Below are 26,293 nucleotides of genomic sequence, written 5' to 3'. Positions count from 1 at the left end.
CCGAAGGGTCTCTTCGATCAGCGCTGGACGAACGGCGCGGGAATGGAATTCCCGGCATCGATCCAGATGCTCTTTTCCTGAAGATATTCGTAGATGGCGGTCTGGCCGTTCTCCCGACCGATGCCCGACTGCTTGTAGCCGCCAAAAGGCGAGAGATAGCTGGTGGCGCGGTACATGTTGACCCAGACGCTACCGGCTTCGAGCCGCTCGGGCAGGCGGATTGCGCGGCCGAGGTCCTGCGTCCAAAGACCGGCCGCAAGTCCGTAGATGGTGTCATTGGCGATGGCCACCGCCTCGTCCTCGTCGTCGAACGGAATGACCGACAGAACAGGTCCGAAGACCTCTTCCTGGGCGATGCGCATGGACTGCTTCACGTTACCGAAGATCGTCGGCTCCACGAACCAGCCGTCGGCAATCGATTTGTCCTCGGGTATCTTGCCGCCGAGCAATTGCGCGGCGCCTTCACCGTTGGCGATGCCAATGTAGTCGAGCACTTTCGCGCGCTGCGGCAGGGTGGTGATCGGACCGACCTGGGTCTCGGGATCGAGCGGATCGCCAATCCTCGCGGTCTTTGCGAAGGCGACCAGCTTCTCCGTCACCTGGTCGTAGACGGAGCGCTGCACAAGCGCGCGCGAGCCGGCGATGCAGGTCTGCCCCGTCGCGGCGAAGATACCGGAAACGAGGCCAGGGATGGCGGCATCCATCTTGGCGTCGGCGAAAACGATGTTGGCGGATTTACCGCCGAGTTCGAGCGTCACCTTCTTAAGCCCGCCAGCGGCAGCCTGATAGACGCGGCGGCCGGTTGCATCGCCACCGGTGAACGCCACTTTCGCGACATCGGCATGCGTGACGAGGCGGTCGCCGATTTCATGGCCGAAGCCGGTGACGATGTTGACGACGCCGTTGGGAAAGCCCGCCTTCTCGAAAAGCCGGCCGAAGAACAATGCCGACACCGAGGAAAATTCCGACGGCTTCCAGACGATCGTGTTGCCGGCAGCGAGCGCCGGGGCAAGCTTCCACGTCGCCAGCATCAAGGGCGAGTTCCACGGCGTAATCGCGGCCACAACCCCGAGCGGCTCGCGGCGCGTGTAATTGAACACCCCCGGCTTGTCGATCGGGATCACACGCCCTTCGATCTTGTCGGCAAGGCCGCCAAAGAAGCGGAACCATTGCGGGATGTATTTGCACTGCATCCGCATTTCATTGATCAGTTTGCCGTTGTCGCGGGTTTCGAGAACAGCCAGGTTTTCGGCCTCCTCCGCCACAAGGTCGGCAAAGCGGGTCATGATCTGGCCACGCGCGCTTGGGGTCATCGTCCGCCACTCACCGCGGAACGCGGCCGCTGCTGCCTGAACGGCCGCATCGACATCGGCTACGCCAGCGCGCGGAACGAGGGCCCAGGCCTTGCCGGTGAAGGGATCGAAGGATTCGAAAAAATCCTCCGACTGCGCGGCGGCCGAGCGGCCGCCGATCAGCATCGAGAGCTTTTCCGTGGCCAGCGGCGGACGCGTTGTCATGCGCCGACTTCCTGCATTGCTTCGCGCGCCACCCGGAAGGAATCGACGCCCGCGGGCACGCCGGCATAGATCACGACTTGTAGAAGGACTTCGCGGATTTCGTCTTTGGTCACACCGTTGGTCAGCGCGCCCTTCACATGCATCTTCAGCTCGTGGGGACGATTGAGCGCGGAAAGCATGGCGAGGTTCAGCATGCTGCGGGTCTTCTTGTCGAGCGTGTCGCGGCCCCAGACAGCGCCCCAGCAATATTCCGTCACAAGTTCCTGCAGCGGACGATTGAAATCGTCGGCGCTGGCGAAGGATTTCTCGACGAATTCGGCGCCCAGAACCGATTTGCGGATTTCAAAACCCTTGTCGAAAACGTCTTTGCCCATTGGATGGTCCTTTCCAGTTGCTTGGGAGATCAAAGGCCGGGGCTCGGCCGATATTTGCGGCCGCGCGCGACCACCTGGCCGAGCGAGCCGTCGGTCAGGTAGGTCTGCGTCGCCTTGGAATCGTAGGGGACGTTCTCCTGGCCGGGATAACCGATCAGTTCGCGCACGCGCGGGCTCATGTAGTAGGTAGCGATGGCAATCGTGGTGATCGCCGAGAAGGCTTCGCCATCCTCCTTGTTGAGGCTTTCCAGGCGAGCCTCGGCGCCGTTGGCCGGATCGACTGCGATGCCGCGCGCAAAGCCCGGCTTCAGATCAATACGAAAATCCAGCGACTTCTCGACATCGGCGTAACCGCAGACGTCGCTGAACTTCGGCATCTTGCCATGCGCGGGGATGAGGAAGTCGGCGAGCGCGAAGAAAGTGTTCTGGTTTGACATGTCAGGCCACCTTCTGGTTGCGGCGCTCGGCGATCATGCGGCGCGTGTTGCGTAGCGCGACCGCCATGATGGTCGCCGTCGGGTTGGTGGCGCCCGAGGTCGGGAAGGTCGACGCATCCATGATGTAGAGGTTCGGCACGTCGTGGCAGGCGCCCCATTGGTCGACGACCGAGCGCTTCGGATCGTCGCCCATGACGGTGGTGCCGATGAGATGCCAGCCGGATTCACGCACCGGCGTCGAAACCAGCGTCTCGATGGCGCCGGCGGCGCGCACCGATTCCAGGCAGCGGTCGATGTTGAACTTCAGCAGCCGGTTGGAGTTTTCGTTGACCTTGTAGACGATTTGCGGCGCGGGCAGGCCATCGGAATCCACCAGATCCTTCGACAGGACCACCTGGTTGCTCTCTTCCGGAAGATCCTCACCGACAATGCCCCAGATCAGCGAGTGGCCGAAGCGGCGCGCTACATTTTCATGCAGGTTGGCGCCCCAGAAATCCTGGAACCGGCCGCTTTCGGCGACATAGACCTTGGACCCGGTCGCGCCGGATATGCCGACCGGTCCGCCCGACGGCATGCAGTTCCATTTCGAGCCGCGTACGAAGCCGCGGCTTTCGTCGCTCTCGTAGAATTCCAGCGAATAGACCTGTTGGCCGAAGGGACCGCGCCAGGAATCCAGCGGATCCTGGTAGGAGGCGAGTACGCTTGCAAAGGGATGCATCATCAGCCGCTTGCCGACCATGCCCGAAGAGTTGGCAAGGCCGTCCGGGTTCCCGGCCCCTCCCGACATCAGCAGCAGCCGGGGCGTGCCGACGCCGTTGGCGCACAGGATCACCACCTTGGCGCGCTGGCGCCGGTCGCGCCCGTTCGCGTCGACATAGACGACGCCGGTCGCCAGTCCCTGGTCGTTGGTCTCGATCTCCTTGACACGGGCACGGGTGACGAGCCGCGCGCCGGCCTTCAGGGCCAGTGGCCAATGCGACCGGTCGGTCGTCGATTTCGCGCCCTCCGGACAGCCCGTCAGACAGGTTCCGCGGCGCACGCAGGGATTGAGTTCGCCGAACTTCTCCGACGGGATGGCGTTGCTGCCGGGCCACCAGTGCCAGCCCATCTTCTCCATACCCAGCGCACCGCGCTGGCCGACGGAGCCCATGGGGAGCGCCGGAAAGGGATACGCGCCGCGCGGCGGATAGGCCGGATCGCCGGCAAGGCCAGACACGCCCACTTCGCGCTCGATCTCGAGCTGGTAGGGCAACAGGTCTTCATAGGTGAACGGCCAGTCCTCGGCCACGCCATCCATCGAGCGCACGCGGAAGTCGGACGGCAGGAAATGCATCCATTGCGCGCCGTAGAGCGTCGCGCTGCCACCGACGCCGGCATACATCAGCGGGTTGATGTCCGTCGTCGAGGTGTCGACGGGATAGTCGTTGGGATTGTCGCGGACGTTGGGATTGGGATGCCAGAGCTTGGTGCTGACAAGCTCGTGCTCCGGACGGGCACCCGTATAGTCGGCATAGTCCGGCCATTCGCCCTGCTCGAGCACGACGACGGAAATGCCGGCGCGCGCCAGATGGAGGGCTGCGACCGAGCCGGATGGACCGGCGCCGACAATCACGACATCGACTTCCTCGTCGCGCCTTGCCCGTGCACTGCGATCCGCCAGAACTTCAACGGTCATTTTCTTCCTCCCTTGCGGTCCAATGGCAACATCGTGTCAGACGAGGCGCGTCCGGTAAAACGCCGCCGCGCCGATGATGATGATGCCCTTGATGATGAGCTGCATCTCGATCGGAAATCCGAGCAGCAGCACGAGATTGTTGATCACCATCAGCACGGCCACGCCAAGCAGCGCCGCAAAGATGTTGCCGCGCCCCCCGGTCAGCGCGACACCGCCCATGACGGCGGCGACGATGGAGTCCAGTTCGTAGCCCTGGCCGACCCAGTTCGAAACGGTGCCGACATAGCCGAGCAGGAACAGCCCGCCTATTCCCGCGCAGACCGAACAGATCACGTAGCACAGGATGATCACGCGATCAGGCGCGACGCCGTTGAGGAACGCGGCCTTGGGGTTGGTTCCGACCATGAATATCTCGCGTCCGAGGCGCGATCGATGCAGCACGATGCCAAAAGCAATCGCCAGCACCGCCAGCGTCATCAGGTTGACGGGAACGCCAAGAATGCGCCCGGAGGCCAGAAAGCCCATGCCAGGCGGCAAGGTGCTGATCGGCGCACCGCCAGTGTAGGCGAAGCGGATACCCTGCAGGATGATCATCATCGCCAGCGTCGCCAGGAACGGACTGACGTTGCGCCTGGCCACCAGCCATCCGTTCAGGAAGCCGACAATGGCCGAGAAGACGATCGCCGCCAGGAAGATCAGCGGAATGGCGTCGTTGGTGGTGGCCTTGAAGGCTGTCGCCAGCACCGCGACCGTGGCCATCAGGGACGCCACCGACAGGTCCAGCCCGCGCACCAGGATCACGAATGTCTGGCCGATCACGACCATGCCGAGCGGTGCCGCGATGGTCAGCACATTGACCAGGTTGGCCGGCCGCAGGAAGGTCGGCGACGCCGCCGCAGCGACCGCCATCAGCACCGCCAGGAAGATCACCAGCCCATAGCGTTCGAAGATGGTCGCGAGCGACAGGCCTCGTGAGCGCGGCATCGGAGTGTCGAGAGGCGCCATCGTTATCTCCGCCTCGAAGTGTGGATGCCGACCGCGATGATGATGATGAGACCCTGGATGACCCACTGGTAGTAGGACGAGACGTTCACGAAATTCAGCAAATTGTTGAGCATGGTGACCAGCAGTACGCCGAGGAACGTGCCAAGCACGCCGCCCCTGCCGCCGGCCAGTATGGTGCCGCCGACCACGACAGGCGTCACCGATTGAAGTGTCAGCGCAGCACCGATGCGCGGATCGCCAACACCGGTGCGGGCGGTGAGGAAAATCGCCGCGATGCCGGCGCACAGGCCGGACAGCGCGTAAGCAAGCACGACGATGCGGTCGACGGGCAGGCCGTTCAGCCTTGCCGCTTCCCGATCACCGCCGACGAAATAGATGCTGCGGCCCGAACGGGTCCGCTGTAGCCAGAGGCCGGCCAAGGCGAAAATGGCTACGAGGATGATGGCGCTGACCGGAATGCCGGCGACCTTGGCATAGGCGACGTCGGCGAAGGCGCGCGGCACCGAACCGCCGGGCTCCTTGCGATACATCAGCGTGCCGCCGAAAATGACAGAAGACATGCCGAGCGTCACGATCAGCGAATGGACGCGCAGCACAACCGTCAGCAGCCCGTTGAGCGCCCCCACAGCGGTCGCGGCCACCAGGGCGAGCGGCAGCGCCAGCCAGACCAGGTCCGGCCGCCATTCGAGGAAGTTCGCCAGGAAGACCGTCAGCGCGCTCACCAGCGAGCCGATCGCCAGGTCGATGCCGCCCATCAGCACGACGAAGGTCTGGCCGAGGCTGACCATGCCCAGCACGATAAGCTGCTGGAACAGATTGCCGACATTGCGCCAAGTGAGGAAGCGGTCGGACAGGAAACCGCCGGCAACAGCCAGCATGACCAGCAGCACCGCAACGATCAGGTACGACATCATCAGCCGGTTGCGGCGAATATCCATGGCGATGGCGCTCATGCGATCTCCTCCGCTGGCGCCTTGTGACGCTCGATCGATCTTACCGCGAGATCCATGATTACCTCCTCGCCGAGAGCGTCGCCTTCGACTTCGCCCACGACGCGGCCCTGGGCCATCACGAAGACCCTGTCGGACAGACCAACGATTTCTGGCAGTTCGGAACTGATCATCAGGACGCCGACGCCCGAATCCGCCAGACGCCGGACGATGCGGTAGATCTCGACCTTGGCGCCGATATCGACGCCGCGTGTCGGCTCGTCGAGGATGAGCAGCCGATTGGCGATCCTGGACCAGCGACTGAACAGCACCTTCTGCTGGTTGCCGCCAGACAGATTGCCGACCTTCACATCAGGCGACGGTGTTGCGACCGAGAAATCGTGGATCTGGCGCTCCGCCAGCGCACGCTCCCGCGAGCGGTCGATCAGGCCATATTTCGTAATGCCCTGGAGGTCCGGCGCCATGATGTTGGCGGAAATCGGAAGGCCAAGAAAGAGGCCCTCGTCCTTGCGGTTCTCGGTCAGAAAACCGAGGCCGCCGGCGATGGCATCCTTCGGCACTCTCTTTGGGAACGGCTTGCCGTCGAACTCGATCACCCCGCCTTCGACGGCGCGCGCGCCGAAAATGGCCTCCGCGACTTCCGTGCGCCCCGAGCCGACCATGCCGGCCACGCCGACGATCTCTCCGGCCTTCACGCTCAGGCTGACGTCGCGTACGCGCGGACCGGCCCGCAGGTTGCGAACGCTGAGGATGTCCGGCCCATCCGCCGGCGCCGCGCGCCGCGCCGGATAGATCTGGCCGAGGCTGCGGCCAACCATCTTGGTGATCATCTCTTCGCGGCTGATCTCGCCCACCGGGCTCATGCCGACGACCTGGCCGTCCTTCAGGATTGTTACCCGGTCGGCGATCTCGAAAATTTCCTCGAGCCGATGCGAGACATAGACGATGCCGACGCCCTCGTTGCGCAGCCTGCGCATGTTCTCGAACAAAAGGTCGACCTCGTGGCCGGCAATGACAGCGGTCGGTTCGTCCAGGATGAGCAGCCTGGCCTTGCCGACCAGCGCTTTTGCAATCTCGACCATCTGCTGGTCGGCAAGCGGCAGTTCGTCGATCCTTGCGTGCGTGGGAATGCTAACCCCGAGCTGGGCGAGGATTTCCGCGGCGCGGGCGTGGCGGGCACGATTGGAGATGAGCCCAAACCGGCCGCGAGGCTGTGCGTCGATCAGAATGTTTTCGGCCACCGACAGTTCGGGAAAAAGCGCAAGTTCCTGATGAATGACATGGATGCCGGCGGCGCGCGCGGCCTTTGGCGATTGCCAGGAGACCCGCTTGCCGAGATAGGTGATGGCGCCGGAATTCGGCTTCACGGCCCCGCCCATGACGCGGATAAGGGTCGACTTGCCAGCGCCATTCTCACCGAGAAGGGCGTGAATCTCGCCTGGCTGTACGGCGAAATCGACCTTGTCCAGGGGTTTTACGCCGGGATACTCCTTCTCGATCTGGCTGAGTTCGATAACAGAAATGGACATTATCCGACGCTCAAAACAATCAAATCACACCCGGGTGCGCGTCCTTGGACGCGCACCCGGTTGAGCTGGGAGGCTCACTTCGGATAGTCGGGATTGAACGTGCTGGGGTTGTATCCCGCCGGCAGTCCGTTGCTTGGCGACAGGTCACCCGGGTCACTCATGCTGACATGGTCGAGCAGATGCCGGTCGCCCTTGACGGACACCGTATCGGCGCCAGGCGACGTCACCACCTGGAAGCTGACCTCGACCTTGTCGGGAACCGAAATGCCCTTGAGCACATCGAGCGCCGTTTCGATGCCGGTGATGCCCATCGACGTCGGATAGTCGATACCGACCATCTTGATGTTGTGCTGGTTGGCCAGCTGATACATCCGCGCAACGTCGCCGCCGGTGATCGGCGGAAATTCGCCGTCCTTGTAGCCGGCGTCGAGGAACGCCTCGATCGCGCCATAGCCCTGCAGCGCACTGTCGGACAGCACGCCGTCGATGGCCTTGCCGTGCTTCTGGATCAGCGCGGCCATCACCGATTTGCCGGTGGCCGGATTCCAGTCGCAATACTGCTTTTCCAGCACCTTGATGCCGGGGAACTTGGAGAACACTTCCTCGTTCGCCTTGATGCGGATTTCCGCGACGCTGGATCCGGCGATGCCTGGCAGCATGACGATGTTGCCCTTGCCGCCCAGCGTCTCGCACAGCCACTGTGCCTCGAGACGGCCCAGCGCCCAATCGGATGCCGTGACGTAGGTGATGTAGTTTGCCGGCGTCTTCACCTTGCGATCGACCATGACGACGGGAATGCCCTGTTCCGTGGCGCGGCCGACGACGGAATCGAGCGCGTCCTCGGTCGAGGCCGCAATGAGCAGAATGTCGACGCCCTGGCTGATCAGATCCTGGATGTCCGCGATCTGCTTGGAAGGGTCGTCATTGGCGTCGGTGACGAGAAGATGGGCAATCTCGTCGCGATGCTGGCCGGCCGACCAGAGGACGCCATGCTGGAAGGCGACGCGCCAGGCATTGGAAATCGACGCATTGGAAAAGCCGATCGTATAGGGACCCGCCTTCTTCCACTTCGACGTGTCGACCATGCTGTTGGCATTGGGGTTCCACATCCAGGTGCGTGGCGCACCATAGTAGCCGGGCTTGGTTTCGGCTTCAGCCGCGGCGGCCGGGGTGGCCTGTGCAAGCTGGAGCCCCGGCACGGCGGCGATCGCCGCGGCGGCGGCCGGCATACCCCTGATGAAGCTTTTGCGTGATATCTTGTGGTCTAGGATGCTCTTTATTGACATTGGTTCCTCCTCCTGAACGCTCGACAGAGCGCTTAAAATTCTCCTCAGAAATTCGTGCACGCGGGACAGTATAAACAAAGAATATATGCTTATACCCCGGGCAAATCGCACGGCTATCTTCCTGATACCCTCCAATTCAGGAAAATTCGATTGAAAGCGATTTGACGCAAATTAGCAGTCGATTACCCACGATCGTCAATCTGCCGTCTTGTAATAGCTGCTATTACCCTTTTCGCCATTGGGGACGGCGAAGAATACGACTTATCTAGCAACCGGTGCCGGGCGCTTGAGGTGCGTTCCGTCGGAGGAGAGGCCGTGAATATTCTTGTTGTCTTGCGCATGATCCCGGATTCCGCGGGCGAGCTGCAGCTCGCCGAGGACGGGCGCAGCATCGATCGGGAATGGCTGGATTTCCAGCTCAACGATTTCGACGATCATGCCCTCGAGGAAGCAATCCTGCTCAAGGAAGCCGTCGGTGCGAAGGTGACGGCGGTGGCCATTGGCGAGGGCGCCAACCGTGTCTTGCAGATGGCTGCCGCGCGCGGCGCCGACGAAGTCGTGGCGCTTCAATCCGAGGAGGACGCCATGATCTCCTCACGCGAAATCGCGGCTTCCATCGCGGCGATGGCGCGGGCAAAGTCGGCCGACCTGGTTCTGAGCGGCGTTCAATCGAGCGAGGATGTCTTCGGCCAGCTCGCGCCTTATGTCGGCGCGCTGCTCGATTGGCCGCATGTGTCGGGAACCAACCGTATCGTTGCGAACGGCGCAGTGCTTGGGGTCACGCAAGAGCGCGGCGCAGGTGTCGCCGTCACCTATGAGTTGGCCACGCCGGCGGTACTGGGCGTTCAGACAGCGTCTAAGGCGCCACGCTATGTCTCCGGCAGCAAGCTTCGCGAAGCATCCAAAACGCCCATCGGCCGCGCCACGCCCGAATCGTCAGGCTTCGAGCGTTCCGCCGGGATCATCACATTGCGTCTGCCAGTCCAGGGCGGCTCCGGCGAGAACCTCGGCGGCAATGCCGAGACAGTCGCGGATCGGCTGGTCAGCATCCTGGCAGCCAAGGGCCTGGCGAGGAACTAAGCCATGAAATTGATTGCCTGTACCGAAGGCCACTCCAGCAAGATCGAAGCCTTCTCCCTCGAAATGATCGCGGCGGCGCGTTCGCTCGCCCAGGCCGGCGACGAGGTCGTCGCCTTTTTCGCCGGCGGTGACGCACAAGGCGCATCCGCTTCCTTCGGTGCCGCCGATCGCCTGATAGTGGTCCGGGCCACAAAATCGGATGTTATTCCGGCCGAGACCTACGCGCTGCTTCTGCGCGATGTCATCACCGCCGAGAGCCCTGGCCTGGTCCTGATTCCCTATTCGGCAAACGGACTGGACGTGGCAGCCGACATCGCGGCGCGAACCGGCTGGCCGCTCGTCTCCTATGTCAATGAAATCAAGCGGCGTGGCGAAAGCCTGACGGTCGTCGCGCAGATGTATGGCGGCAAGATACTCGCCGAATGCGAAGTGCCGCTGCCCGCCATTCTGATGATCAACCCAGGTGCCTTCGCGGAGGCAGCGCCAGGCCCGATCGCCGCCGTGAACGTGCAGACGATCGATGCCGAACCCGTGCTCGCCGGCGGCAAGGTGAAGATGGTGGCCATCGACGTGCCCGACTATGCCGACGTCGATCTGACGACGGCCGAGAGGATCGTGTGCGTGGGCCGAGGCATCGGCGACGAAGCAAGCATTGACCTTGCGCGCGATCTGGCGACGATGCTGGGGGCGGAGATCGCCGGCAGCCGTCCGGTCGTCGACAATGGCTGGCTGCCAAAGCTGCGCCAAGTCGGCAAATCCGGCCAGAAGGTCAAGCCGAAGCTTTATCTGGCGCTCGGCGTGTCCGGTGCGCCCGAACATCTCGAAGGCATGTCGCAGGCCGACCTTATCATTGCAGTCAACACCGATCCGAAGGCACCCATTTTCAATGTCGCGCATTACGGCGCGACCTGTGACCTGTTCGATCTCGTCGCCAATCTGAGCGACAGGCTGCGGGCCGGCTCTGGCCGTTGAGATGGCATCGACCCTGCCACTCTGGATCCTGGTCATCACAGCACTCGCGTTGACGGTCTGGCGCTCGCGCCGTTACGCGGTTGCTCTTGCCAATGCACCGGCAGCGGCCCGCTTCGACCGCCCGATGCTGCGTCTCCAGGGCGTGATGGTCGCCATCGGCATGCACCGGAAAATGGTCCGCAAGCCGCTTTCCGGCGTGCTTCACGCAATCATCTTCATTTCGTTCTTCGTGCTGTTCACCGCCACGATCGATGCCTTCGGCTCGCGGTTGTTTCCCGGGTTCTCACTTGCGCCCATCGGTGGCGAAACCTGGATTGCCGCTCTGCAGGATATCTTTTCGGTGCTGATGCTGGTCGGCGTCGGACTTGCACTCTATCAGCGTTACGTGCTGCGGCCTGCCCGTTTCGACGGCTCGAGCGGCAGTGATGCGGCAATCATCTATGTGTTGATCGTCCTGATCGTGGCGTCTCTGCTGCTTGAGGCGGCCGCGCGCATAGTCGGTGGCGCCGACGGCTCGTGGCGGCCGGTCGCGTCAGCGCTGGCAGGACTGCTCGATCGTGCCGGCATGTCGGCGCATGCGGGCGAAGAGCTGTTCTACTGGGTTCACATCGGCGCCATTCTGGCATTCCTTGTCTATATCCCCGGTTCGAAGCACCGGCACATGTTCCTTGCCGCGCCCAACATCTACTTCCGCAGCCTCGAACCGCGCGGCCTGGCGCCCGCGGTCCCGGAAGCGCGTGAGACTCCAGGCATCGACAGCCTGGGGCAGTTCGACTGGAAGCAGCAGCTCGACCTTCTGTCCTGCACCGAATGCGGCCGTTGCCAGGCGGTCTGCCCAGCCTATGCGGCCGGTCTGCCGCTCAGCCCGAAATTGCTGATCACCGACATGCGCGACGCGCTTGCCGCAGGATCATCGGCGGCCCTGCTGGTCGGCGGGGTGATTTCCGAGGAGACGCTGTGGGCCTGCACCACCTGCCGTGCCTGCATGGAGGCATGCCCGGTCGAGATCGAACATCTGCCCAAGATCATCGACATGCGCCGTCATCTGGTCGACGAAGGCCATGTCAGCCCCGGTCTGCAGGAGGCGCTATCGAACCTGACCCGTCTCGGCAATTCCATGGGCAAGCCTTCCAAGATGCGGGCGCGCTGGACCCGGGAGCTCGGCTTTCCGGTCAAGGACGCGCGCGAGGAACCCGTCGACGTTCTGTGGTTCGTAGGAGACTACGCGTCCTACGATCCGCGCGTTCAGGAAATCACCCGCAAGGTTGCAGAACTGCTGACCGCGGCCGGTGTCGACTTCGGCATTCTCTTCGATGCCGAGCGCAACAGCGGCAACGATGTGCGGCGTGCCGGCGAAGAGGGTCTGTTCGAGACGCTCGCGCAGTCCAACATCGACGAGATCAAGGCGTGCAGCTTCAAGCGGATCATGACCACCGATCCGCATAGCCTGAATGCGCTGAAGAACGACTATCAGCATTTCGGTGTGGCGTTCGAGGTGCTGCACTATACGGCGCTGCTGGCGGAACTTATCGCGGCGGGAAAACTCGATCTGCACGTCGCCGACGGCGCCAGGGTCACCTATCACGATCCCTGCTATCTTGGGCGCTACAATGGCGGCTTCGATGCGCCGCGCGAGCTGATCCGCGCCGCCGGCTATACGCTTCATGACATGCCGCGCTGCCGCGAGAATTCCTTCTGCTGCGGCGCCGGCGGCGGCCGCATCTGGCAAGGCGACGACGGCGTGACCGAGCGGCCGAGCGAGAACCGCATCCGTGAAGCGCTGAGCCTGGGCGACATCGCCTATTTCGTCGTCGCCTGCCCGAAGGACAAGGTGATGTACACCGCCGCGATCGATGCGCTCGGCGTGGCCGACAGATTGAAGGTCGTGGACATAGCGGAACTTCTCGTGCCGCGAACAGGCCAGGCGCTCGAAATGCCCACGGTGGAAACGACCTGACGGAATGCGATCCCAGAGATCGAGACCAAGCACCATGGGCAATAGGCCCCGAAAGAGGAGAGAGCGATCATGTCGACCCTGAAAATCGGCTTTGTTGGCATCGGAAAAATGGGCACGCCGATGGCGACCCGTCTCATCAAGGCCGGATACGAAGTGACTGTCTACGACGTCGACGGCAAAGCCGTTGCGGAGTTGACCAATGCGGGCGCGAAAGCCGCCGCCGGTGCGCGCGATGTTGCCGACAGTGCGGAGATCGTCTTTGCCAGTCTGCCCAGCCCGCAGATCCTGGAAAAGGTGGTGCTCGGCGAAGGCGGTATCGCCGAGGGCAAGGCGGTTCGCATCTTCATCGACATCTCGACGACGGGTCCGCGCACGGCCGCCAAGGTTGCCGAAGGCCTTTCTGCCAAGAATATCGCCATGATCGACGCGCCCGTCAGCGGAGGATTGAAGGGAGCGCGCAACGGCACCCTCGCCGTTATGGTGTCGGGGCCGAAGGCTGCCTTCGAAACGGCAAGGCCGGTGATCGAGAATTTCGGGCGGATATTCTTCATGGGCGAGGTTCAGGGCTCCGCCCAGACCATGAAGCTTGCCAACAATCTGCTTGCGGCGGCGGCACTTGCGATCTCCTCCGAAGCGGTCGTGATGGGCGTCAAGGCAGGCCTCGACCCCAAGGTGATGATCGACGTCATCAACGCCTCGAGTGGCCGCAACAGCGCCACCGAAGACAAGTTCCCGAAATCCGTCCTGCCGCGCACCTTCGATTTCGGTTTCGCCACAGGCCTGTCCTTCAAGGATGTACGCTTGTGCGTGGATGAGGCGGAGGCGATGGGCGTACCGATGGTGGTGGGCAGTGCCGTGCGCCAGTTGCTCAGCGTGACGAACCAGCTCTACGGGCCTGATTCCGATTTTACCTGTATGGTCAAGACGGTCGAGACATGGGCGCATGTGGAGGTCGGCTCGGCCCAGACCACAGATGTCGCCAAAGCGAGCTGATCATGGGTGACCCCGGACGCTATGAAATCCATGCCGTTCGCTACGGCCATTTCAAGCGCCGCTCGGGCGAGAATTTCCTGGGCGGCGACACGCATGATGTTCCCATGCCGCTGGACTACTTCGTCTGGGCGATCGTTGGGGAGAAACGCACCTTCATCGTCGACACCGGCTTCGACAAGCCGACCGGCGACAAACGCGGACGCAGTGTCGTCAGGCCCGTCGATGAAGGCCTGGCGGCAATCGGCATCAACCACGCCGACGTCAGCGACGTCATCATCTCCCACATGCATTACGACCATTGCGGGAACCATCATCTGTTCCCGAACGCGACCTTTCACCTGCAGGATGCGGAGATGGAGTTCGCGACCGGCCGCTGCATGTGCCACCATGCGATGCGCCATCCCTTCGAGGCGGAAGACGTGTCAACCATGGTACGACGCGTCTTTGCCGGAAAGGTCTGCTTCCACGACCCCGAGTCGCAGATCGCGCCCGGCATAACGCTCCACAAGGTTGGCGGCCACTCGCGCGGATTGCAGGTCGTGCGGGTGGAGACCGACAACGGCGCGGTCGTGATCGCGTCGGACGCAGCCCATTTCTACGCCAACATGGAACGCGAAAAACCTTTTCCCGTCTTTGACCGGCTGAGCGATGTGATCTTCGGGGTCGAGCGTATGAAACAACTCGCCAGTTCCCCCGCTCACATCGTCCCCGGGCACGACCCTCTGGTGCTCAAGCGCTTCGCGCGTACCCGCCAGGACGTCGAAGGCATTGTTACGCTGAGCCGCCCGCAGCACTGAACATGTTGGTGCCGCAGGGGTCTCGGGGGGCACGTCCGGCAGCTTTCGCAACTTGTCCTCACGTTGAAACAATCGACGTCCGCTTCTTGAGGATAGTGCGGATTGCCTGAACGGCCGACATGAGGCGCAAAGCTGCCGTCCTCTTGCGGCTGGCGCAGGTCAACTATGGGGCAAGTCGGAACATACCACATGTCCAGTCCAGTGATCCGCAACGACTCGAAGATCAACTTCGCGGCAGGCCTCGACGAAGAGGCCCAAAGCCGTTTCGTTCAACCCTCAAATTTGTCCGCTAAGTAGCACAGTAGGTAACACAAATGAGTAGAATGAACCGAAATTGACGGCTAGAAGTTTGAAATTATACAGCAAAATCAATTAGTTACCGAGAAATTTGTGGTACCGTTGGCTGGGATCGAACCAGCGACCTCCGGATCCACAATCCGGCGCTCTAACCATCTGAGCTACAACGGCACGTTCACCGAGCCGGACCAGGCGGAAAGCGCGCTTTCCGTGATCCGCTCCGTCGTTCGGCGATGCGTCCTTACGGGCTAATGGATTTTAATTCAAGACTTTTGCTAGGCAAAGGTCGCTTGCCCACAAACAGCATCGACTTTTCGCCGGACAAAGAAAAAGGCCGGCGGGAGGAGGTGCCGGCCTTTTCCTGTTACGAGCCAGCGGGAGGAGGTGCTGGCTGGTCACCCCGGGAGCAGAGGGAGGAGGTTCCACTCGCCGGGTATTCCTTGATGGCTACCATCATACGCATGATCGTTTTTAAGAAAATGCGACCTTTTGTTGCATCTTCAGATCATGCGCAAATGTTAGGCAACCTTGATTTCCTTCATCGCCTTCTCGAAGGCGGTCTTGATCGGCTTGGTGACGTCCTCGGCCGCCTTGGAGGCGACGGTCTGGAAGTCCTTGGCCTGCTCGACGGTCATTTCGACGCGCTTGCGCAGGAAGGCGGTCTGCAGCTCGACGACTTCCGACAGCGACTTGGCGCCGATCAGGGCTTCGAGATGCGAGAAACCAGCCTCGGCATTGGCGCGGAGAGCGGAAATGGTCTTGAGCGACAGGTCGCTGGAAACGGTCTTGGCGGTCTCGTAGGTCGACTCCAGAGCCTTCTGGGTCTCCTCGGCGCCGGTCTTCAGCTTGGCGTAGGCTTCCTTCGACTGCTCAACGCCCTTTTCGGCGAAAGCGCGCATCTGGTCGGTAGCCTTGGAAGCGTCGAAGCTCGGGAATTCAACGTTTTCGATCGTGTCGGCAGTTTTGGTCCTGGACATTTTCCATCCTTTTCAGCGTCAGCGGCTTTGACAGAAAGCCGTCTCGTTCATGTATGATGGCAATATAAAGGCAAATTTTGTGCATTGCAATATCTTTGTTGCAGTGCACCATAATTTTCTTCGGGCCGTTAACCAAGAGGCCAGATTCCAGCCTTTGCACGTTCTGGCTTGTGGACCTTCGCGCCGCCGGCTTTTATTAACAAAGCGTTAACCGCAATTTGCCGCTCCGTGAGGGTTCGCCAAGCGCATGCCGTCCGAATATTCCTTCCTCGACGTCGCCGTGCTCGAAGCAGTCCGCCAGCGCTTTGCCGCCGGCGACGCGATCGCGATTCTTTCGACGGATCTGGAGCAGGTGATCTGGGCCAATGGGCCAGGAGCCGCGGTGTTCGGCTACCCCGACATCGAGGCGATCATCGGCGCCTCCGCGCAACTGCCGTTGATCGCCAGACGCCAGATCATGGCGACCAGCGGATTTCCCGAGATCAGCGGCGACCGCGCCATCACGGTGCGGCTGGCAACGGGCATGACGAGCCGTGCCGTCGGCTTCCTGGCCAGTGCCGTGACCATGCCGGACGCCGAAAAGGCGATCATGCTGACCGTGCCGGCGGCGCAGACGAGCTCGCGCAGCGCCGGCGAAATCGCCGCTCGCGCCATCGGCGGCTTTACCGAAGACGGCCATTTCATTGCCTTTGTCGATGCCAGCGGAAACGTCGAGGCCGCCTCGGAAGGATTTTCGGCACTGGGCATCTTGCCGGAGACGCTGGCGGCGCTGGTTGCCGACGTCGCGGATGAGGGCGACCGCATCGTCAAGCGCCTCGTTCCCGGCGGCGCAACCTCCTATCCGGCAGGCCTGGCAAGATTGACCGAGGAACGGCATCTGCTGGTGGTGATCGACGAGGACCAACTCGACGACACGTCCGCTGCCGACGACAGTGTCGCGGACACGCAAGCGCCAGCCCAGGTTGAAACCGCGGCTGCGGTAAGCGCGATTGCCCAGTCGGAACCGGACCAGGACAACAGACCGGCAATCGACATCGAACACCCGGCCGTGGACGAACCGAGCGTTCCGGAAGCCGCCGAGATCATTCCGCCAGCGCCTGAGAATGCCGATCCAGCGGGGCAGCCTGCGGAGGCGGCGGATAACGACCCGGGAACTGCCGCCGCTACGGCAGCGCAGCACGATCACTGGTACTTCAATGCCGGTGAGGAAGACAGGCAACGGGCCGGCCGGGCCGCTGCAGCCGAGCCGGTTGAGCCCCCTGCCGCCGTCGCGGAGGGTGCGGCGGAAATCCCGACGCGGCACGACACCAAGGCCACCGCCCCTGTCGAACGCCCGGTCGTGCGGTCGATCGACCGCACGGCGGCGCCACTGCGCTTCGTCTGGCGCACCGATGCCGATGGCAAGTTCAGCACGCTGTCTCCGGAATTCGCCGACATTGTCGGCAAGCCGGCCGCCGATGTGATCGGGCGGCGCTTCAGGGATGTGGCGGCCACTTTCGGCCTCGATCCCTCCGGCGAGATCGCCGGCTTGCTGGAGCGGCGCGATACCTGGTCCGGCCGCTCCGTGCTGTGGCCGGTCGCCGGATCCGATCTGAAGATCCCGGTCGACCTGGCGGCGCTGCCTGTCTATGGCCGCAGCCGTGCTTTCGAAGGCTTCCGTGGCTTCGGCGTTGCCCGGGCCAGTGACGCGGTCGTCGATCCGGAAGCCATCGGCATGGCGCTGGTGCCCAACGGCAAGGCCCCGGAGACGCCGGAGCCGCAAGCCGTGGAACCCGTGCCTGAACAGCCCAAGGCTGAAGCGCCGAAAGCCCAGGAGCCGAAGGTCGAGGAGCCGAAGGCATCGGACCCGTTCCAGGGCGAGGTGCCGGCGCTGACCATCGTGCCGAAACCGGAGCGACGCTTTGCCGACAAGGTGATCCGGCTGGCCGAGCATCGCCAGCCAGCCAACGATAAGGGCCTGTCGACGCTGGAGCGAAGCGCGTTCCGCGAGATCGGCGAACGGCTGAAGAAGGACAGTTCCCCGGTCGAGTCGCCGGAGGCCGAGAAGTCCAGCCTCGACAATCCCAGGGAACGGGCGGCCAAGACACCTGTCGAAGCTGCGGCAGTCGGCGAGATTCCATCAACAGCGGATGTGGCCTCGCACGAAGAGCCGACGCTTGCCGGCGAAATCCCGGCGGCGGAGCCAGAGACGATGCCGGCCGAAACGGCCGAGACGGATGTCGATGCCGAGGACGAAGCGGATCTGGCGCGGCTTGACGGCGGTCACCCGGACGAAGCGGGTCACGAGGCACCCTCCGATACCCTGCCGGGTTCGTTGCTCGGCTATGCCGACCGTGATGATGAACGCGGTCCTGTCGCGGACAACAGCGACGGGGCCCCGGTTTCCGAACCGGTGGCGGCGCAACCAGAGATCACCGAGCCCGTCGCCACCGGCAAAGGGCCGGTTGTAGCCGATGCGACACATGACGCTGTTGATGACGACAGCATGACATCGGCGGATTTTCGCGATGCCGAGGATAATGAGGATTGGGTACAGCCCGACGAAGAAGCCGCTGCCTCTGACGAGCATTTGTCCGCATCCGTCGCGGGAACTGCCGGCGCAAGCGGCGCCGCAGCACGCATCGCGCGCCCACGCCTTAATGTGCCGCCGCTCAAGGTCGAAGGTTTCGTGCCGTCGGCCTTTTCCGCCGGAGATGAGCACAAGGCTCCTGATACCTCGCTTCTCAGCAAACTGCCGGTGCCGCTGCTCATCCATTCCGGCGACCAGTTGCACTATGCGAACGAGGAATTCCTCAACCTGACCGGCTATGAGGCGCTCGACGACCTGGCGGATGCCGGCGGCCTCGGCGCGCTGTTTGCCGACCCCTACGCCCACGATGGGACCTCCGACGGCACCGATCGCGCCTTGCGACTGAAGACGCGCGATCGGCAGGAATTCCCGATCGAGGCTATCCTGCGCTCCGTCCCCTGGCGTGACGGCAAGGCATTGATGCTGGTCGTGCGCCGCACCGGCGAAGATGACGCGCCGGCGGCCCTGCATGTGGTTGGCGACGAGCAGACGCAGCCCGACATTCCCGAGCTCAAGGCACGCATCGCCGAGATGCGCACCATCATCGACACCGCCACCGACGGGGTCGTGCTGATCGGCCGTGACGGCACCATCCGCTCGATCAGCCGGCCGGCCGAAGCGCTGTTCGGTTTCGACAGCGACGAAGTGACCGGCAAACCGTTCGCCTCGCTGTTTGCGATAGAAAGCCAGCGTGCGGCGCGCGATTATCTCAACGGACTGTCCGAGCCCGGCGTGGCGAGCGTCATGAATGACGGCCGCGAGGTGATCGGGCGCGAGGCGCAGGGCCGCTTCATCCCACTGTTCATGACCATCGGCCGGCTGCCCAACGACAGCGGCTTCTGTGCCGTCGTGCGTGACATCACGCAGTGGAAGCGGGCCGAAGAGGACCTGACCCAGGCACGCGCGGTGGCCGAGCGTGCGTCCTCGCAAAAGACCGATTTCCTCGCCCGCATCAGCCACGAGATCCGCACGCCGCTCAACGCCATCATCGGCTTTTCCGAACTGATGGTCGACGAGAAGTTCGGACCGGTCGCCAATGACCGCTACCGCGACTATCTGCGCGACATCAATCGCTCCGGCAACCATGTGCTCGACCTCGTCAACGACCTGCTCGATATCTCGAAGATCGAGGCCGGCCAGCAGGAGATGGCATACGAGGCAGTGTCGCTCAACGACACGCTGGCCGAGACGGTGGCGATGATGCAGCCGCAGGCCAACCGCGAGCGCGTCATTATCCGCTCCAGCTTCGCGTCGCGGCTGCCGGAAGTGGTCGCCGACCTGCGCAGCGTGCGCCAGATCGCGCTCAACATCCTGTCGAATGCCATTCGCTACACCCAAGCCGGCGGCCAGGTGATCGTCTCGACCGCCTATGAGACGTCAGGCGACGTCGTCATGCGGGTGCGCGACACCGGCATCGGCATGAGCCACGCCGAGATCGAGCAGGCACTGAAGCCGTTCAAGCAGATCAACGCGTTGAAGCGCGGACGTGGCGACGGCACGGGGCTTGGACTCCCGCTGACCAAGGCGATGGTGGAAGCCAACCGCGCCCGGTTCACCATCAACTCGACACCGGGTGAAGGCACCCTGGTCGAGGTCGCGTTTCCGTCGACCCGCGTGCTCGCCGAATAAGCAATTCCGGAAAACAGACCGACCTCCAGGGCAGCGCGTCCGATCAGATTCAGGCGATGCGCTTTCGGTCTTTATCCTTGTGCATGTCGTTCTCCCAAACCGGGACCACTTTTGGGCGGCATGCAGCAGCAAAAGAAAAGGCGCCCAAGAGGACGCCTTAAGAGATGGGATTGCTGTCACAACGGGGCTTGAGCGAATTCAGATCCTCCGGGGACAGAGGAACGGGATTTCTCCCTCAAGTTACGTGCGACTATCGACGCCGGGCCTTAACAACTCCTTACCGGCGCCGCCGAAAGTTTACGAATGTGTACCACTCATGAAATCTAGGTAAATTCTCGCGACATATTTGGTTAACCATGCCTGCCCGGTTACTCGGCCAGCTGCGGTAGGTTCCTGAACAGCTCCAGCGCCTCGGGGTTGGCGAGCGCCTCCTTGTTCTTGATGGCGCGGCCATGCACCACGTCGCGCACGGCGAGCTCAGTGATCTTGCCTGACTTGGTGCGCGGGATGTCGGTGACGGCGACGATCTTGGCTGGCACGTGACGCGGGCTCGCCCCGCTGCGGATCTTGGAGCGGATGCGTTTTTCCAGATCGTCATCCAGTTCGACGCCGGCCGCGAGTCGCACGAACAGCACGACGCGCACGTCGTTGTCGAAATCCTGGCCGATGCACAGAGCTTCCAGAATCTCCGGCATCTGTTCGACCTGGTTGTAGATCTCCGCCGTGCCGATACGCACGCCGCCCGGATTGAGCGTGGCGTCGGAACGGCCATGGATGATCATGCCGCCATGCACGGTCCATTCGGCGAAATCGCCATGGCACCAGACATTGTCGAAACGCTCGAAATAGGCGGCCTGGTATTTCTTGCCCTCGGGATCGTTCCAGAAGCCGATCGGCATCGATGGAAACGCCCTGGTGCAGACCAGCTCGCCCTTCTCCTGGCGGATCGGCTTGCCGTCGTCGTCCCAGACATCGACGGCAAGGCCAAGGCCAGGTCCCTGGATCTCGCCGGTCCACACCGGCTGTGTCGGCACGCCGAGCACGAAGCAGGAGACGATATCGGTGCCGCCGGAGACCGAAGCCAGATGGACATCCTTGCTGATGCCGTCATAGACGAAACGGAAATCCTCCGGCGACAGCGGCGACCCGGTGGAAGAAATCGCCCGCACGCTCGACAGATCATGCGTGCGGATCGGCTTGAGACCGGCCTTGCGTACGGAATCGATGAACTTGGCCGAGGTGCCGAAAAAGGTCATCTTCTCGGCATCGGCGAAGTCGAACAGCACATTGCCGTTGGGGTAGAAGGGCGAGCCGTCATAAAGCAGCAGCGTCGCGCCCGAGGCGAGCCCCGAAACCAGCCAGTTCCACATCATCCAGCCGCAGGTGGTGAAGTAGAAGAAGCGGTCGCCGTCGGTGAGACCGGCATGCAGCCGATGTTCCTTGACATGCTGGATCAGCGTCCCGCCGGCCGAATGGACGATGCATTTGGGAATGCCGGTCGTTCCCGACGAGAACAGGATGTAGAGCGGATGCGCGAACGGCAGCCGCTCGAAGGTGACGGGCTTGACGGCGAAGGGCGAAAGCGCCTCTTCCAGCGCCACGGCCTTGTCGATGACATCAGCGACATCGCTCGAGGTGCCGAGATAGTCGACGACCAGAACCTTGCGCACCGTGCCAAGCTTGGCCGCAACCGCGGCGATCTTGTCGGCGACCTCGATCGCCTTGCCATTGTACCAGTAGCCATCGGGCGCGATGAAGACCACCGGCTCGATCTGGCCAAAGCGGTCGAGCACGCCCTGCTCGCCGAAATCGGGAGAGCAGGACGACCAGACGGCGCCGATCGAGGCGGCAGCCAGCATGGCGGCGACGGTCTCCGGCATGTTGGGCATCATCGCTGCGATGCGATCGCCCTTCTTCACCTTGAGCGACAGGAAAAGCTGCTGCAGCCGTGACGTCAGCGCCTGCAACTCGTTCCACGACAGTCGGCGCTCGACCTTGTCTTCGCCGCGAAACACGATTGCCTCACCAGCGCCGGTCTTCTTCAGTAGATTCTCGGCGAAATTCAGCGTCGCGTCGGGGAAGAACGAGGCACCAGGCATCCTGTCACCGTCGACGAGCACGCGCTCGCCCCCATTGGTCCCCTTGTCGCCGACGATACCGCCGAAGTCCCAGACCAGGTTCCAGAACTCTTCGCGGTCCTCGACCGACCAGCGGTGGAGCTCCGAATACGAAGAAAACGCTACGCCGGCTTTCACTGCCGCAGCCTTCGTGAAAGCGGTCAGGGGTGCTGCATCAATCTGGTCTTGCGTCGGGGTCCAGAGCGGTACTTCGGCAGCCATGATCGTTCCTCCACGGTCGCCACCGCTTATGCATATCGCAGCGCAGCAGAGCAAGATTTTGTTCGGTCAGTGAGACCAGATGTGCGCAAATGCCATCGCCGGGCCATAAAGACTTGAAATGCCTCAGCCCTAAGTCGTAGTGACGACTGGGGTTACGCCCGTCAGGCGATTTTTGTCGGAATGGAAACATACGGGGCGATATGCCATCAACTTTGATCCGGCGCGGAATATGGGCGATCGGCGCCGCCGTGCTCGTCATCGCGCTGGTCGTTGCCGCCCTGCCGCTGATCGCCTCCACCCGAATCGTGCGTGACCGCATTGCCTGGGAAATGAGTGCGTGGAGCGGCTTCCGGGTCGCCATCGACGGCTCGCCGCGCATCGAGGTCTGGCCGAAATTCCGCGCGATCCTGACCGATGTGACGCTTTCGCAATGGACCGACACCGAGGCGCCGCCGGTGGTCGAGGCCGAGCGGGTCGAGGTTGACCTTTCCGCCATGGCGGCCTTGCGCGGCGACGTGGAGTTTTCGACGGCGCGGCTGGTGCGGCCGACGATCCGGGTTGAGCGAACGCCGGCCGGCTTTTTCCTGCCCGCCGTCCCGACCGGCGGGCGCATCACGCGTTCCATCGACACGGCGCGCGGCGTGGTCAATGCCGACCCTGCCAAGCCCGACCTCGACAAGCTGCCGGCCGACACGTTCGGCACGGTGGAGTTCCGCGACGGCCGCATGGTGGCGTCCATCGGCGGCAAGGATGTCGAGATCCTGAGCAGCCTGTCCGGCCAGGCGAATTGGGCGGCGATGAACAGCAATGCGACGCTGTCGGCAACTGGGATCTGGCGCGGCGAAAGCGTCGCGCTGGACGTCGCCTCGCCGAAGCCGCTTGTGCTGTTTGCCGGCGGTACGGCACCGCTGACGCTATCCTTCAAGGCGGCGCCCGCGACCTTCTCGTTCGACGGCACGGCAAGCATGTCCGAAAACGCTTACTTCGACGGCCAGGCGAAATTCTCGGCACCTTCGCTGCGGCGTGTCCTGGAGTGGTCGCAGGCCGGCATTGCGCCGAGTGCTGCGATCGGTTCGGTCAGCATTTCGAGCAAGATCACGGCGACGGCGGGGCGCGTCAAATTCGACAACACCGCGATCGCGCTGGACAACAATCCAGGAATGGGCGCGCTGGATCTCTCGCTGGGCGAGGCGCAACCGGTGATTTCCGGGACGCTCGCCTTCGACACGCTCGATCTCAGATCGTTTCTGTCGGCCTTTACGCCGCTGGCGCCGACCGGAGGGGCGGAACCCGGCGACATCGACACAAGTTTCGCCGACAAGGTCAACCTCGATCTCAGGCTGTCGGCAGCGCACGCTACGGCGGGGCCTATCCAACTCGCCGACGTCGCCGCCACCGCCCAGGTCAAGGATGGTCTTTCCGTCTTCGATATCTCCGATGCCTCGGCCTTTGGCGGCAACATCCAGAGCAGCCTTCGCTTCGACCGCAAACCGGAAGGCTCGCAGGTCGAGATTAAGCTGCTGGCGTCCGACATCGATGGCGGCGCCTTCGGCACGGCGGCTGGGATGACCCGGCTGGTGCCGGTCGCCACCGGAACGGTCTCGGTGATCCTCAAGGGACCAGGCAGAACCTGGGACTCCATCTTCGACAATGCCGACGGTTCGGTCTCCGCGACGTTCGGACCGGGTGTGTTGAGCAAGCTCAACCTGCCCGCCTTCCTCAAGCATACCGAACAAGGCGGCTTCTTCGCGCTCGACGACGTCTCCGACGGAACATTGCCGATCGACGGTGCCGAGATCAAGGCCAGCATCACGAAGGGCGTGGCGCGGATCGACAAGGCCGAAGCCAATTCGGCGAAGTACAAGCTCTGGCTGTCCGGGATCGCGTCCTACACCGGACGAGGACTGGCCTTGTCCGGCGGTATCATTCAGCCGGACCAGGCGGCAACGCAGGCCAACGGCCAGCAAGGCCCCATCCAGTCATCCTTCTTCGTCGGAGGAACGTGGAGCACGCCGTTCATTTCCCCGATCAGCCGCGGCGTTTCTGGGGAATAGGCCTTACCGCCGGTTTGTCGTGAAGCAATTCCCTATGAAAAACGCTGCGCGCTTTTCCCGGAATTGCCTCAGCCGCGTTGTGCGGCCCGCTCGTCGAGTTGGCGCTGCACCTCACGCCGCTTGTTGGCGACCGAGGCGATGATGACGCCGACCGCGACAACGGCGATCAGGATCGTGCAAGCGGCGTTGATCTCCGGCGTCACGCCGAGACGCACCTGGCTGTAGATCTTCATTGGCAGCGTTGTTGCTCCAGGCCCGGAGGTGAAGCTGGCGATGACCAGATCGTCGAGCGAAAGCGTAAAGGCCAGCATCCAGCCGGACACGATCGCCGGCATGATGACCGGCAGCGTGATCTGGAAGAAGGTCTTCACCGGCGTTGCGCCAAGATCCATCGCAGCTTCTTCCAGCGAGCGGTCGAAGCTGACCAGGCGCGACTGCACGACGACGGCGACGAAGCACATGGTGAGCGTGATGTGGGCGAGCGTGACGGTCAGGAAACCGCGGTCGAGACCGACGGCGACAAACAGCAGCAACAGCGACAGGCCGGTGATGACTTCCGGCATGACCAGCGGCGCAAAGACCATGCCTGAAAACAGCAACCTGCCCCTGAACCGCGTGTAGCGGGTCAAGGTGAGCGCCGCCAGCGTGCCGAGCACGGTCGCCACCGTGGCCGAAATGACGCCGACGCGCGCCGTAACCCAGGTGGCGTCCATCAGGCCCTGGTTGTGGAACAGCGAAACGTACCATTTGGTCGAGAAACCGCCCCAGACGGTAACCAGTTTCGACTCGTTGAAGGAGAAGACGATGAGCAGGACGATCGGCAGGTACAGGAAGGCAAAGCCCAGCACGATCGAGGTGACGTTGAATCGGCTCCAGGTGGTGTTCATTTGTCCTGCTCCTGGGCGCGCGCCTGGGCCTGCTGGAAGAACATGATCGGCACGGTCAAGAGCAGCAGAAGGATGACGGCCACGGCCGACGAGACCGGCCAGTCACGATTGGCGAAGAACTCGTTCCACAGCGTCTTGCCGATCATCAGCGTCTGCGATCCACCGAGCAAATCGGGAATGACGAACTCGCCGACGGCGGGGATGAACACCAGCAGACAGCCGGCGATGACACCGGGCAGCGACAGCGGGAAGGTGATCTTCCAGAACGCGCTGGTCGGCGGGCAACCAAGATCCTTTGCAGCCTCGATCAGCGAATAATCCATCTTTTCGAGCGACGAATAGAGCGGCAGCACCATGAACGGAAGGTAGGAATAGACGATACCGATGAAGATCGCCGTATAGGTGTTGAGGATGATCAAGGGCTGGCTGATGATGCCTGTGGCCAGCAGCAGCTGGTTGAGCAGCCCCTCCGGCTTGAGGATGCCGATCCAGGCATAGACGCGGATCAGGAACGAAGTCCAGAACGGCAGGATCACCAGCATCAGCAATGTCGGGCGGATCGTTGCCGGCGCGCGTGCCATGCCATAGGCGATCGGGTAGCCGACGATCAACGTCAGGACCGTCGAGATCGCGGCGATGATGACGCTTGTCACATAGGCGTTGAAATAGAGGGCATCCTGCGTCAGCCAGGCGTAGTTGTCGAAGCTGAGCGCGCCAAAGCCGGCGAAGAACCCGGAGATGCCGTCCTTGAAGTCGAGCACCGGCGTGTAGGGCGGCATGGCTATTGCCGTCTGCGACAGCGAAATCTTGAAGACGATGATGAAGGGAACGAGGAAGAAAAAAAGCAGCCAGACATACGGGATGATGATGACCAGGCGGCCGACGAAAGCCGCTCCCAGCCTGGCCAGGACGGACTTGTCGGCATTGGTTGCCGGGGCTGATGCGGTGACGGCGGCGTTCGACATGACC

Annotated in this window: 19 protein-coding genes and 1 tRNA gene; 7 read left to right on the top strand and 13 right to left on the bottom strand. The window is 62.9% G+C overall.

The window, feature by feature from the left end:
• Positions 1 to 17: 17 nt before the first annotated feature.
• From AC1D08_RS22960 to AC1D08_RS22925, 8 genes are all read right to left on the bottom strand, one after another.
• Positions 18 to 1,517, bottom strand: a complete 1,500-nt coding sequence (locus tag AC1D08_RS22960; protein WP_457152924.1) for an aldehyde dehydrogenase — start codon at positions 1,515 to 1,517, stop codon at positions 18 to 20.
• On the bottom strand, positions 1,514 to 1,891 hold the full coding sequence (locus tag AC1D08_RS22955) for a carboxymuconolactone decarboxylase family protein (RefSeq protein WP_109661499.1): 378 nt from the start codon (positions 1,889 to 1,891) through the stop codon (positions 1,514 to 1,516). The genes AC1D08_RS22960 and AC1D08_RS22955 overlap by 4 nt, the downstream gene beginning before the upstream one ends.
• A gap of 29 nt (positions 1,892 to 1,920) precedes the next feature.
• On the bottom strand, positions 1,921 to 2,328 hold the full coding sequence (locus AC1D08_RS22950) for a hypothetical protein (protein ID WP_457152923.1): 408 nt from the start codon (positions 2,326 to 2,328) through the stop codon (positions 1,921 to 1,923).
• A gap of 1 nt (position 2,329) precedes the next feature.
• The gene (locus AC1D08_RS22945) at positions 2,330 to 4,003 is read right to left on the bottom strand and encodes a GMC family oxidoreductase (protein WP_457152922.1); all 1,674 of its coding nucleotides are present in this window, start codon (positions 4,001 to 4,003) and stop codon (positions 2,330 to 2,332) included.
• Between the two features lie 36 nt (positions 4,004 to 4,039).
• Entirely contained in the window at positions 4,040 to 5,008 is a 969-nt protein-coding gene (locus AC1D08_RS22940; RefSeq protein ID WP_457152921.1) for an ABC transporter permease, read from the bottom strand.
• Between the two features lie 2 nt (positions 5,009 to 5,010).
• Positions 5,011 to 5,961, bottom strand: a complete 951-nt coding sequence (locus AC1D08_RS22935; protein ID WP_457152920.1) for an ABC transporter permease — start codon at positions 5,959 to 5,961, stop codon at positions 5,011 to 5,013.
• Positions 5,958 to 7,487, bottom strand: a complete 1,530-nt coding sequence (locus AC1D08_RS22930; RefSeq protein WP_477303111.1) for a sugar ABC transporter ATP-binding protein — start codon at positions 7,485 to 7,487, stop codon at positions 5,958 to 5,960. Before AC1D08_RS22930 ends, AC1D08_RS22935 begins: the two co-directional genes overlap by 4 nt.
• Positions 7,488 to 7,561: 74 nt before the next feature.
• Positions 7,562 to 8,773 carry a substrate-binding domain-containing protein gene (locus tag AC1D08_RS22925; RefSeq protein ID WP_477222433.1) on the bottom strand — a complete coding sequence of 404 codons (1,212 nt, stop codon included), beginning with the start codon at positions 8,771 to 8,773 and terminating at the stop codon, positions 7,562 to 7,564.
• Between the two features lie 315 nt (positions 8,774 to 9,088).
• Here AC1D08_RS22925 and AC1D08_RS22920 point away from each other — a divergent pair, with 315 nt between their 5' ends.
• From AC1D08_RS22920 to AC1D08_RS22900, 5 genes are all read left to right on the top strand, one after another.
• Positions 9,089 to 9,853, top strand: coding sequence for an electron transfer flavoprotein subunit beta/FixA family protein (locus AC1D08_RS22920; RefSeq protein ID WP_457154140.1), 765 nt, complete (start codon positions 9,089 to 9,091; stop codon positions 9,851 to 9,853).
• A 3-nt stretch (positions 9,854 to 9,856) separates the two neighbouring features.
• Positions 9,857 to 10,825, top strand: coding sequence for an electron transfer flavoprotein subunit alpha/FixB family protein (locus AC1D08_RS22915; protein ID WP_457154139.1), 969 nt, complete (start codon positions 9,857 to 9,859; stop codon positions 10,823 to 10,825).
• Between the two features lies 1 nt (position 10,826).
• The gene (locus AC1D08_RS22910; protein ID WP_457154138.1) at positions 10,827 to 12,782 is read left to right on the top strand and encodes a heterodisulfide reductase-related iron-sulfur binding cluster; all 1,956 of its coding nucleotides are present in this window, start codon (positions 10,827 to 10,829) and stop codon (positions 12,780 to 12,782) included.
• A 69-nt stretch (positions 12,783 to 12,851) separates the two neighbouring features.
• On the top strand, positions 12,852 to 13,775 hold the full coding sequence (locus tag AC1D08_RS22905; protein WP_477424110.1) for an NAD(P)-dependent oxidoreductase: 924 nt from the start codon (positions 12,852 to 12,854) through the stop codon (positions 13,773 to 13,775).
• A gap of 104 nt (positions 13,776 to 13,879) precedes the next feature.
• Positions 13,880 to 14,572, top strand: a complete 693-nt coding sequence (locus tag AC1D08_RS22900) for an N-acyl homoserine lactonase family protein (RefSeq protein ID WP_477424108.1) — start codon at positions 13,880 to 13,882, stop codon at positions 14,570 to 14,572.
• A gap of 391 nt (positions 14,573 to 14,963) precedes the next feature.
• Here the strand turns inward: AC1D08_RS22900 and AC1D08_RS22895 are convergent.
• Positions 14,964 to 15,040, bottom strand: a tRNA-His gene (locus tag AC1D08_RS22895).
• 347 nt (positions 15,041 to 15,387) lie between these two features.
• Positions 15,388 to 15,846, bottom strand: coding sequence for a phasin (locus AC1D08_RS22890; RefSeq protein ID WP_477225446.1), 459 nt, complete (start codon positions 15,844 to 15,846; stop codon positions 15,388 to 15,390).
• A gap of 247 nt (positions 15,847 to 16,093) precedes the next feature.
• On the opposite strand from AC1D08_RS22890, the gene AC1D08_RS22885 reads away from it, so the two are divergent.
• Positions 16,094 to 20,044 (top strand): PAS domain S-box protein, encoded by a 3,951-nt coding sequence (locus AC1D08_RS22885; RefSeq protein WP_457152685.1) that lies wholly within the window; start codon positions 16,094 to 16,096, stop codon positions 20,042 to 20,044.
• A 368-nt stretch (positions 20,045 to 20,412) separates the two neighbouring features.
• Here AC1D08_RS22885 and AC1D08_RS22880 read toward each other — a convergent pair whose 3' ends face one another.
• Positions 20,413 to 22,383: an acetoacetate--CoA ligase gene (locus tag AC1D08_RS22880; RefSeq protein ID WP_477424106.1), complete on the bottom strand. Its 1,971-nt coding sequence runs from the start codon at positions 22,381 to 22,383 to the stop codon at positions 20,413 to 20,415.
• 200 nt (positions 22,384 to 22,583) lie between these two features.
• On the opposite strand from AC1D08_RS22880, the gene AC1D08_RS22875 reads away from it, so the two are divergent.
• Positions 22,584 to 24,437 (top strand): AsmA family protein, encoded by a 1,854-nt coding sequence (locus AC1D08_RS22875; protein ID WP_477424104.1) that lies wholly within the window; start codon positions 22,584 to 22,586, stop codon positions 24,435 to 24,437.
• Between the two features lie 68 nt (positions 24,438 to 24,505).
• Here the strand turns inward: AC1D08_RS22875 and AC1D08_RS22870 are convergent, their stop codons facing one another.
• A complete protein-coding gene (locus AC1D08_RS22870) occupies positions 24,506 to 25,324 on the bottom strand; it encodes an ABC transporter permease (protein ID WP_095088554.1) in 819 nt (272 codons plus the stop codon).
• Positions 25,321 to 26,289, bottom strand: coding sequence for an ABC transporter permease subunit (locus AC1D08_RS22865; RefSeq protein WP_477424102.1), 969 nt, complete (start codon positions 26,287 to 26,289; stop codon positions 25,321 to 25,323). The genes AC1D08_RS22870 and AC1D08_RS22865 overlap by 4 nt, the downstream gene beginning before the upstream one ends.
• Between the last annotated feature and the right edge of the window lie 4 nt (positions 26,290 to 26,293).

The organism is Mesorhizobium sp. P2_E6 (genome assembly GCF_056403835.1).
This window is presented reverse-complemented; position numbering and strand designations above follow the sequence as displayed.

Excerpts from the sequence above, each read along its gene's own strand:
- AC1D08_RS22960 (WP_457152924.1), bottom strand. The coding sequence starts at position 1,517 with ATGACAACGCGTCCGCCGCTGGCCACGGAAAAGCTCTCGATGCTGATC.
- AC1D08_RS22955 (WP_109661499.1), bottom strand. The coding sequence starts at position 1,891 with ATGGGCAAAGACGTTTTCGACAAGGGTTTTGAAATCCGCAAATCGGTT.
- AC1D08_RS22950 (WP_457152923.1), bottom strand. The coding sequence starts at position 2,328 with ATGTCAAACCAGAACACTTTCTTCGCGCTCGCCGACTTCCTCATCCCC.
- AC1D08_RS22945 (WP_457152922.1), bottom strand. The coding sequence starts at position 4,003 with ATGACCGTTGAAGTTCTGGCGGATCGCAGTGCACGGGCAAGGCGCGAC.
- AC1D08_RS22940 (WP_457152921.1), bottom strand. The coding sequence starts at position 5,008 with ATGGCGCCTCTCGACACTCCGATGCCGCGCTCACGAGGCCTGTCGCTC.
- AC1D08_RS22935 (WP_457152920.1), bottom strand. The coding sequence starts at position 5,961 with ATGAGCGCCATCGCCATGGATATTCGCCGCAACCGGCTGATGATGTCG.
- AC1D08_RS22930 (WP_477303111.1), bottom strand. The coding sequence starts at position 7,487 with ATGTCCATTTCTGTTATCGAACTCAGCCAGATCGAGAAGGAGTATCCC.
- AC1D08_RS22925 (WP_477222433.1), bottom strand. The coding sequence starts at position 8,773 with ATGTCAATAAAGAGCATCCTAGACCACAAGATATCACGCAAAAGCTTC.
- AC1D08_RS22915 (WP_457154139.1), top strand. The coding sequence starts at position 9,857 with ATGAAATTGATTGCCTGTACCGAAGGCCACTCCAGCAAGATCGAAGCC.
- AC1D08_RS22910 (WP_457154138.1), top strand. The coding sequence starts at position 10,827 with ATGGCATCGACCCTGCCACTCTGGATCCTGGTCATCACAGCACTCGCG.
- AC1D08_RS22905 (WP_477424110.1), top strand. The coding sequence starts at position 12,852 with ATGTCGACCCTGAAAATCGGCTTTGTTGGCATCGGAAAAATGGGCACG.
- AC1D08_RS22900 (WP_477424108.1), top strand. The coding sequence starts at position 13,880 with ATGCCGCTGGACTACTTCGTCTGGGCGATCGTTGGGGAGAAACGCACC.
- AC1D08_RS22890 (WP_477225446.1), bottom strand. The coding sequence starts at position 15,846 with ATGTCCAGGACCAAAACTGCCGACACGATCGAAAACGTTGAATTCCCG.
- AC1D08_RS22885 (WP_457152685.1), top strand. The coding sequence starts at position 16,094 with ATGCCGTCCGAATATTCCTTCCTCGACGTCGCCGTGCTCGAAGCAGTC.
- AC1D08_RS22880 (WP_477424106.1), bottom strand. The coding sequence starts at position 22,383 with ATGGCTGCCGAAGTACCGCTCTGGACCCCGACGCAAGACCAGATTGAT.
- AC1D08_RS22875 (WP_477424104.1), top strand. The coding sequence starts at position 22,584 with ATGCCATCAACTTTGATCCGGCGCGGAATATGGGCGATCGGCGCCGCC.
- AC1D08_RS22870 (WP_095088554.1), bottom strand. The coding sequence starts at position 25,324 with ATGAACACCACCTGGAGCCGATTCAACGTCACCTCGATCGTGCTGGGC.
- AC1D08_RS22865 (WP_477424102.1), bottom strand. The coding sequence starts at position 26,289 with ATGTCGAACGCCGCCGTCACCGCATCAGCCCCGGCAACCAATGCCGAC.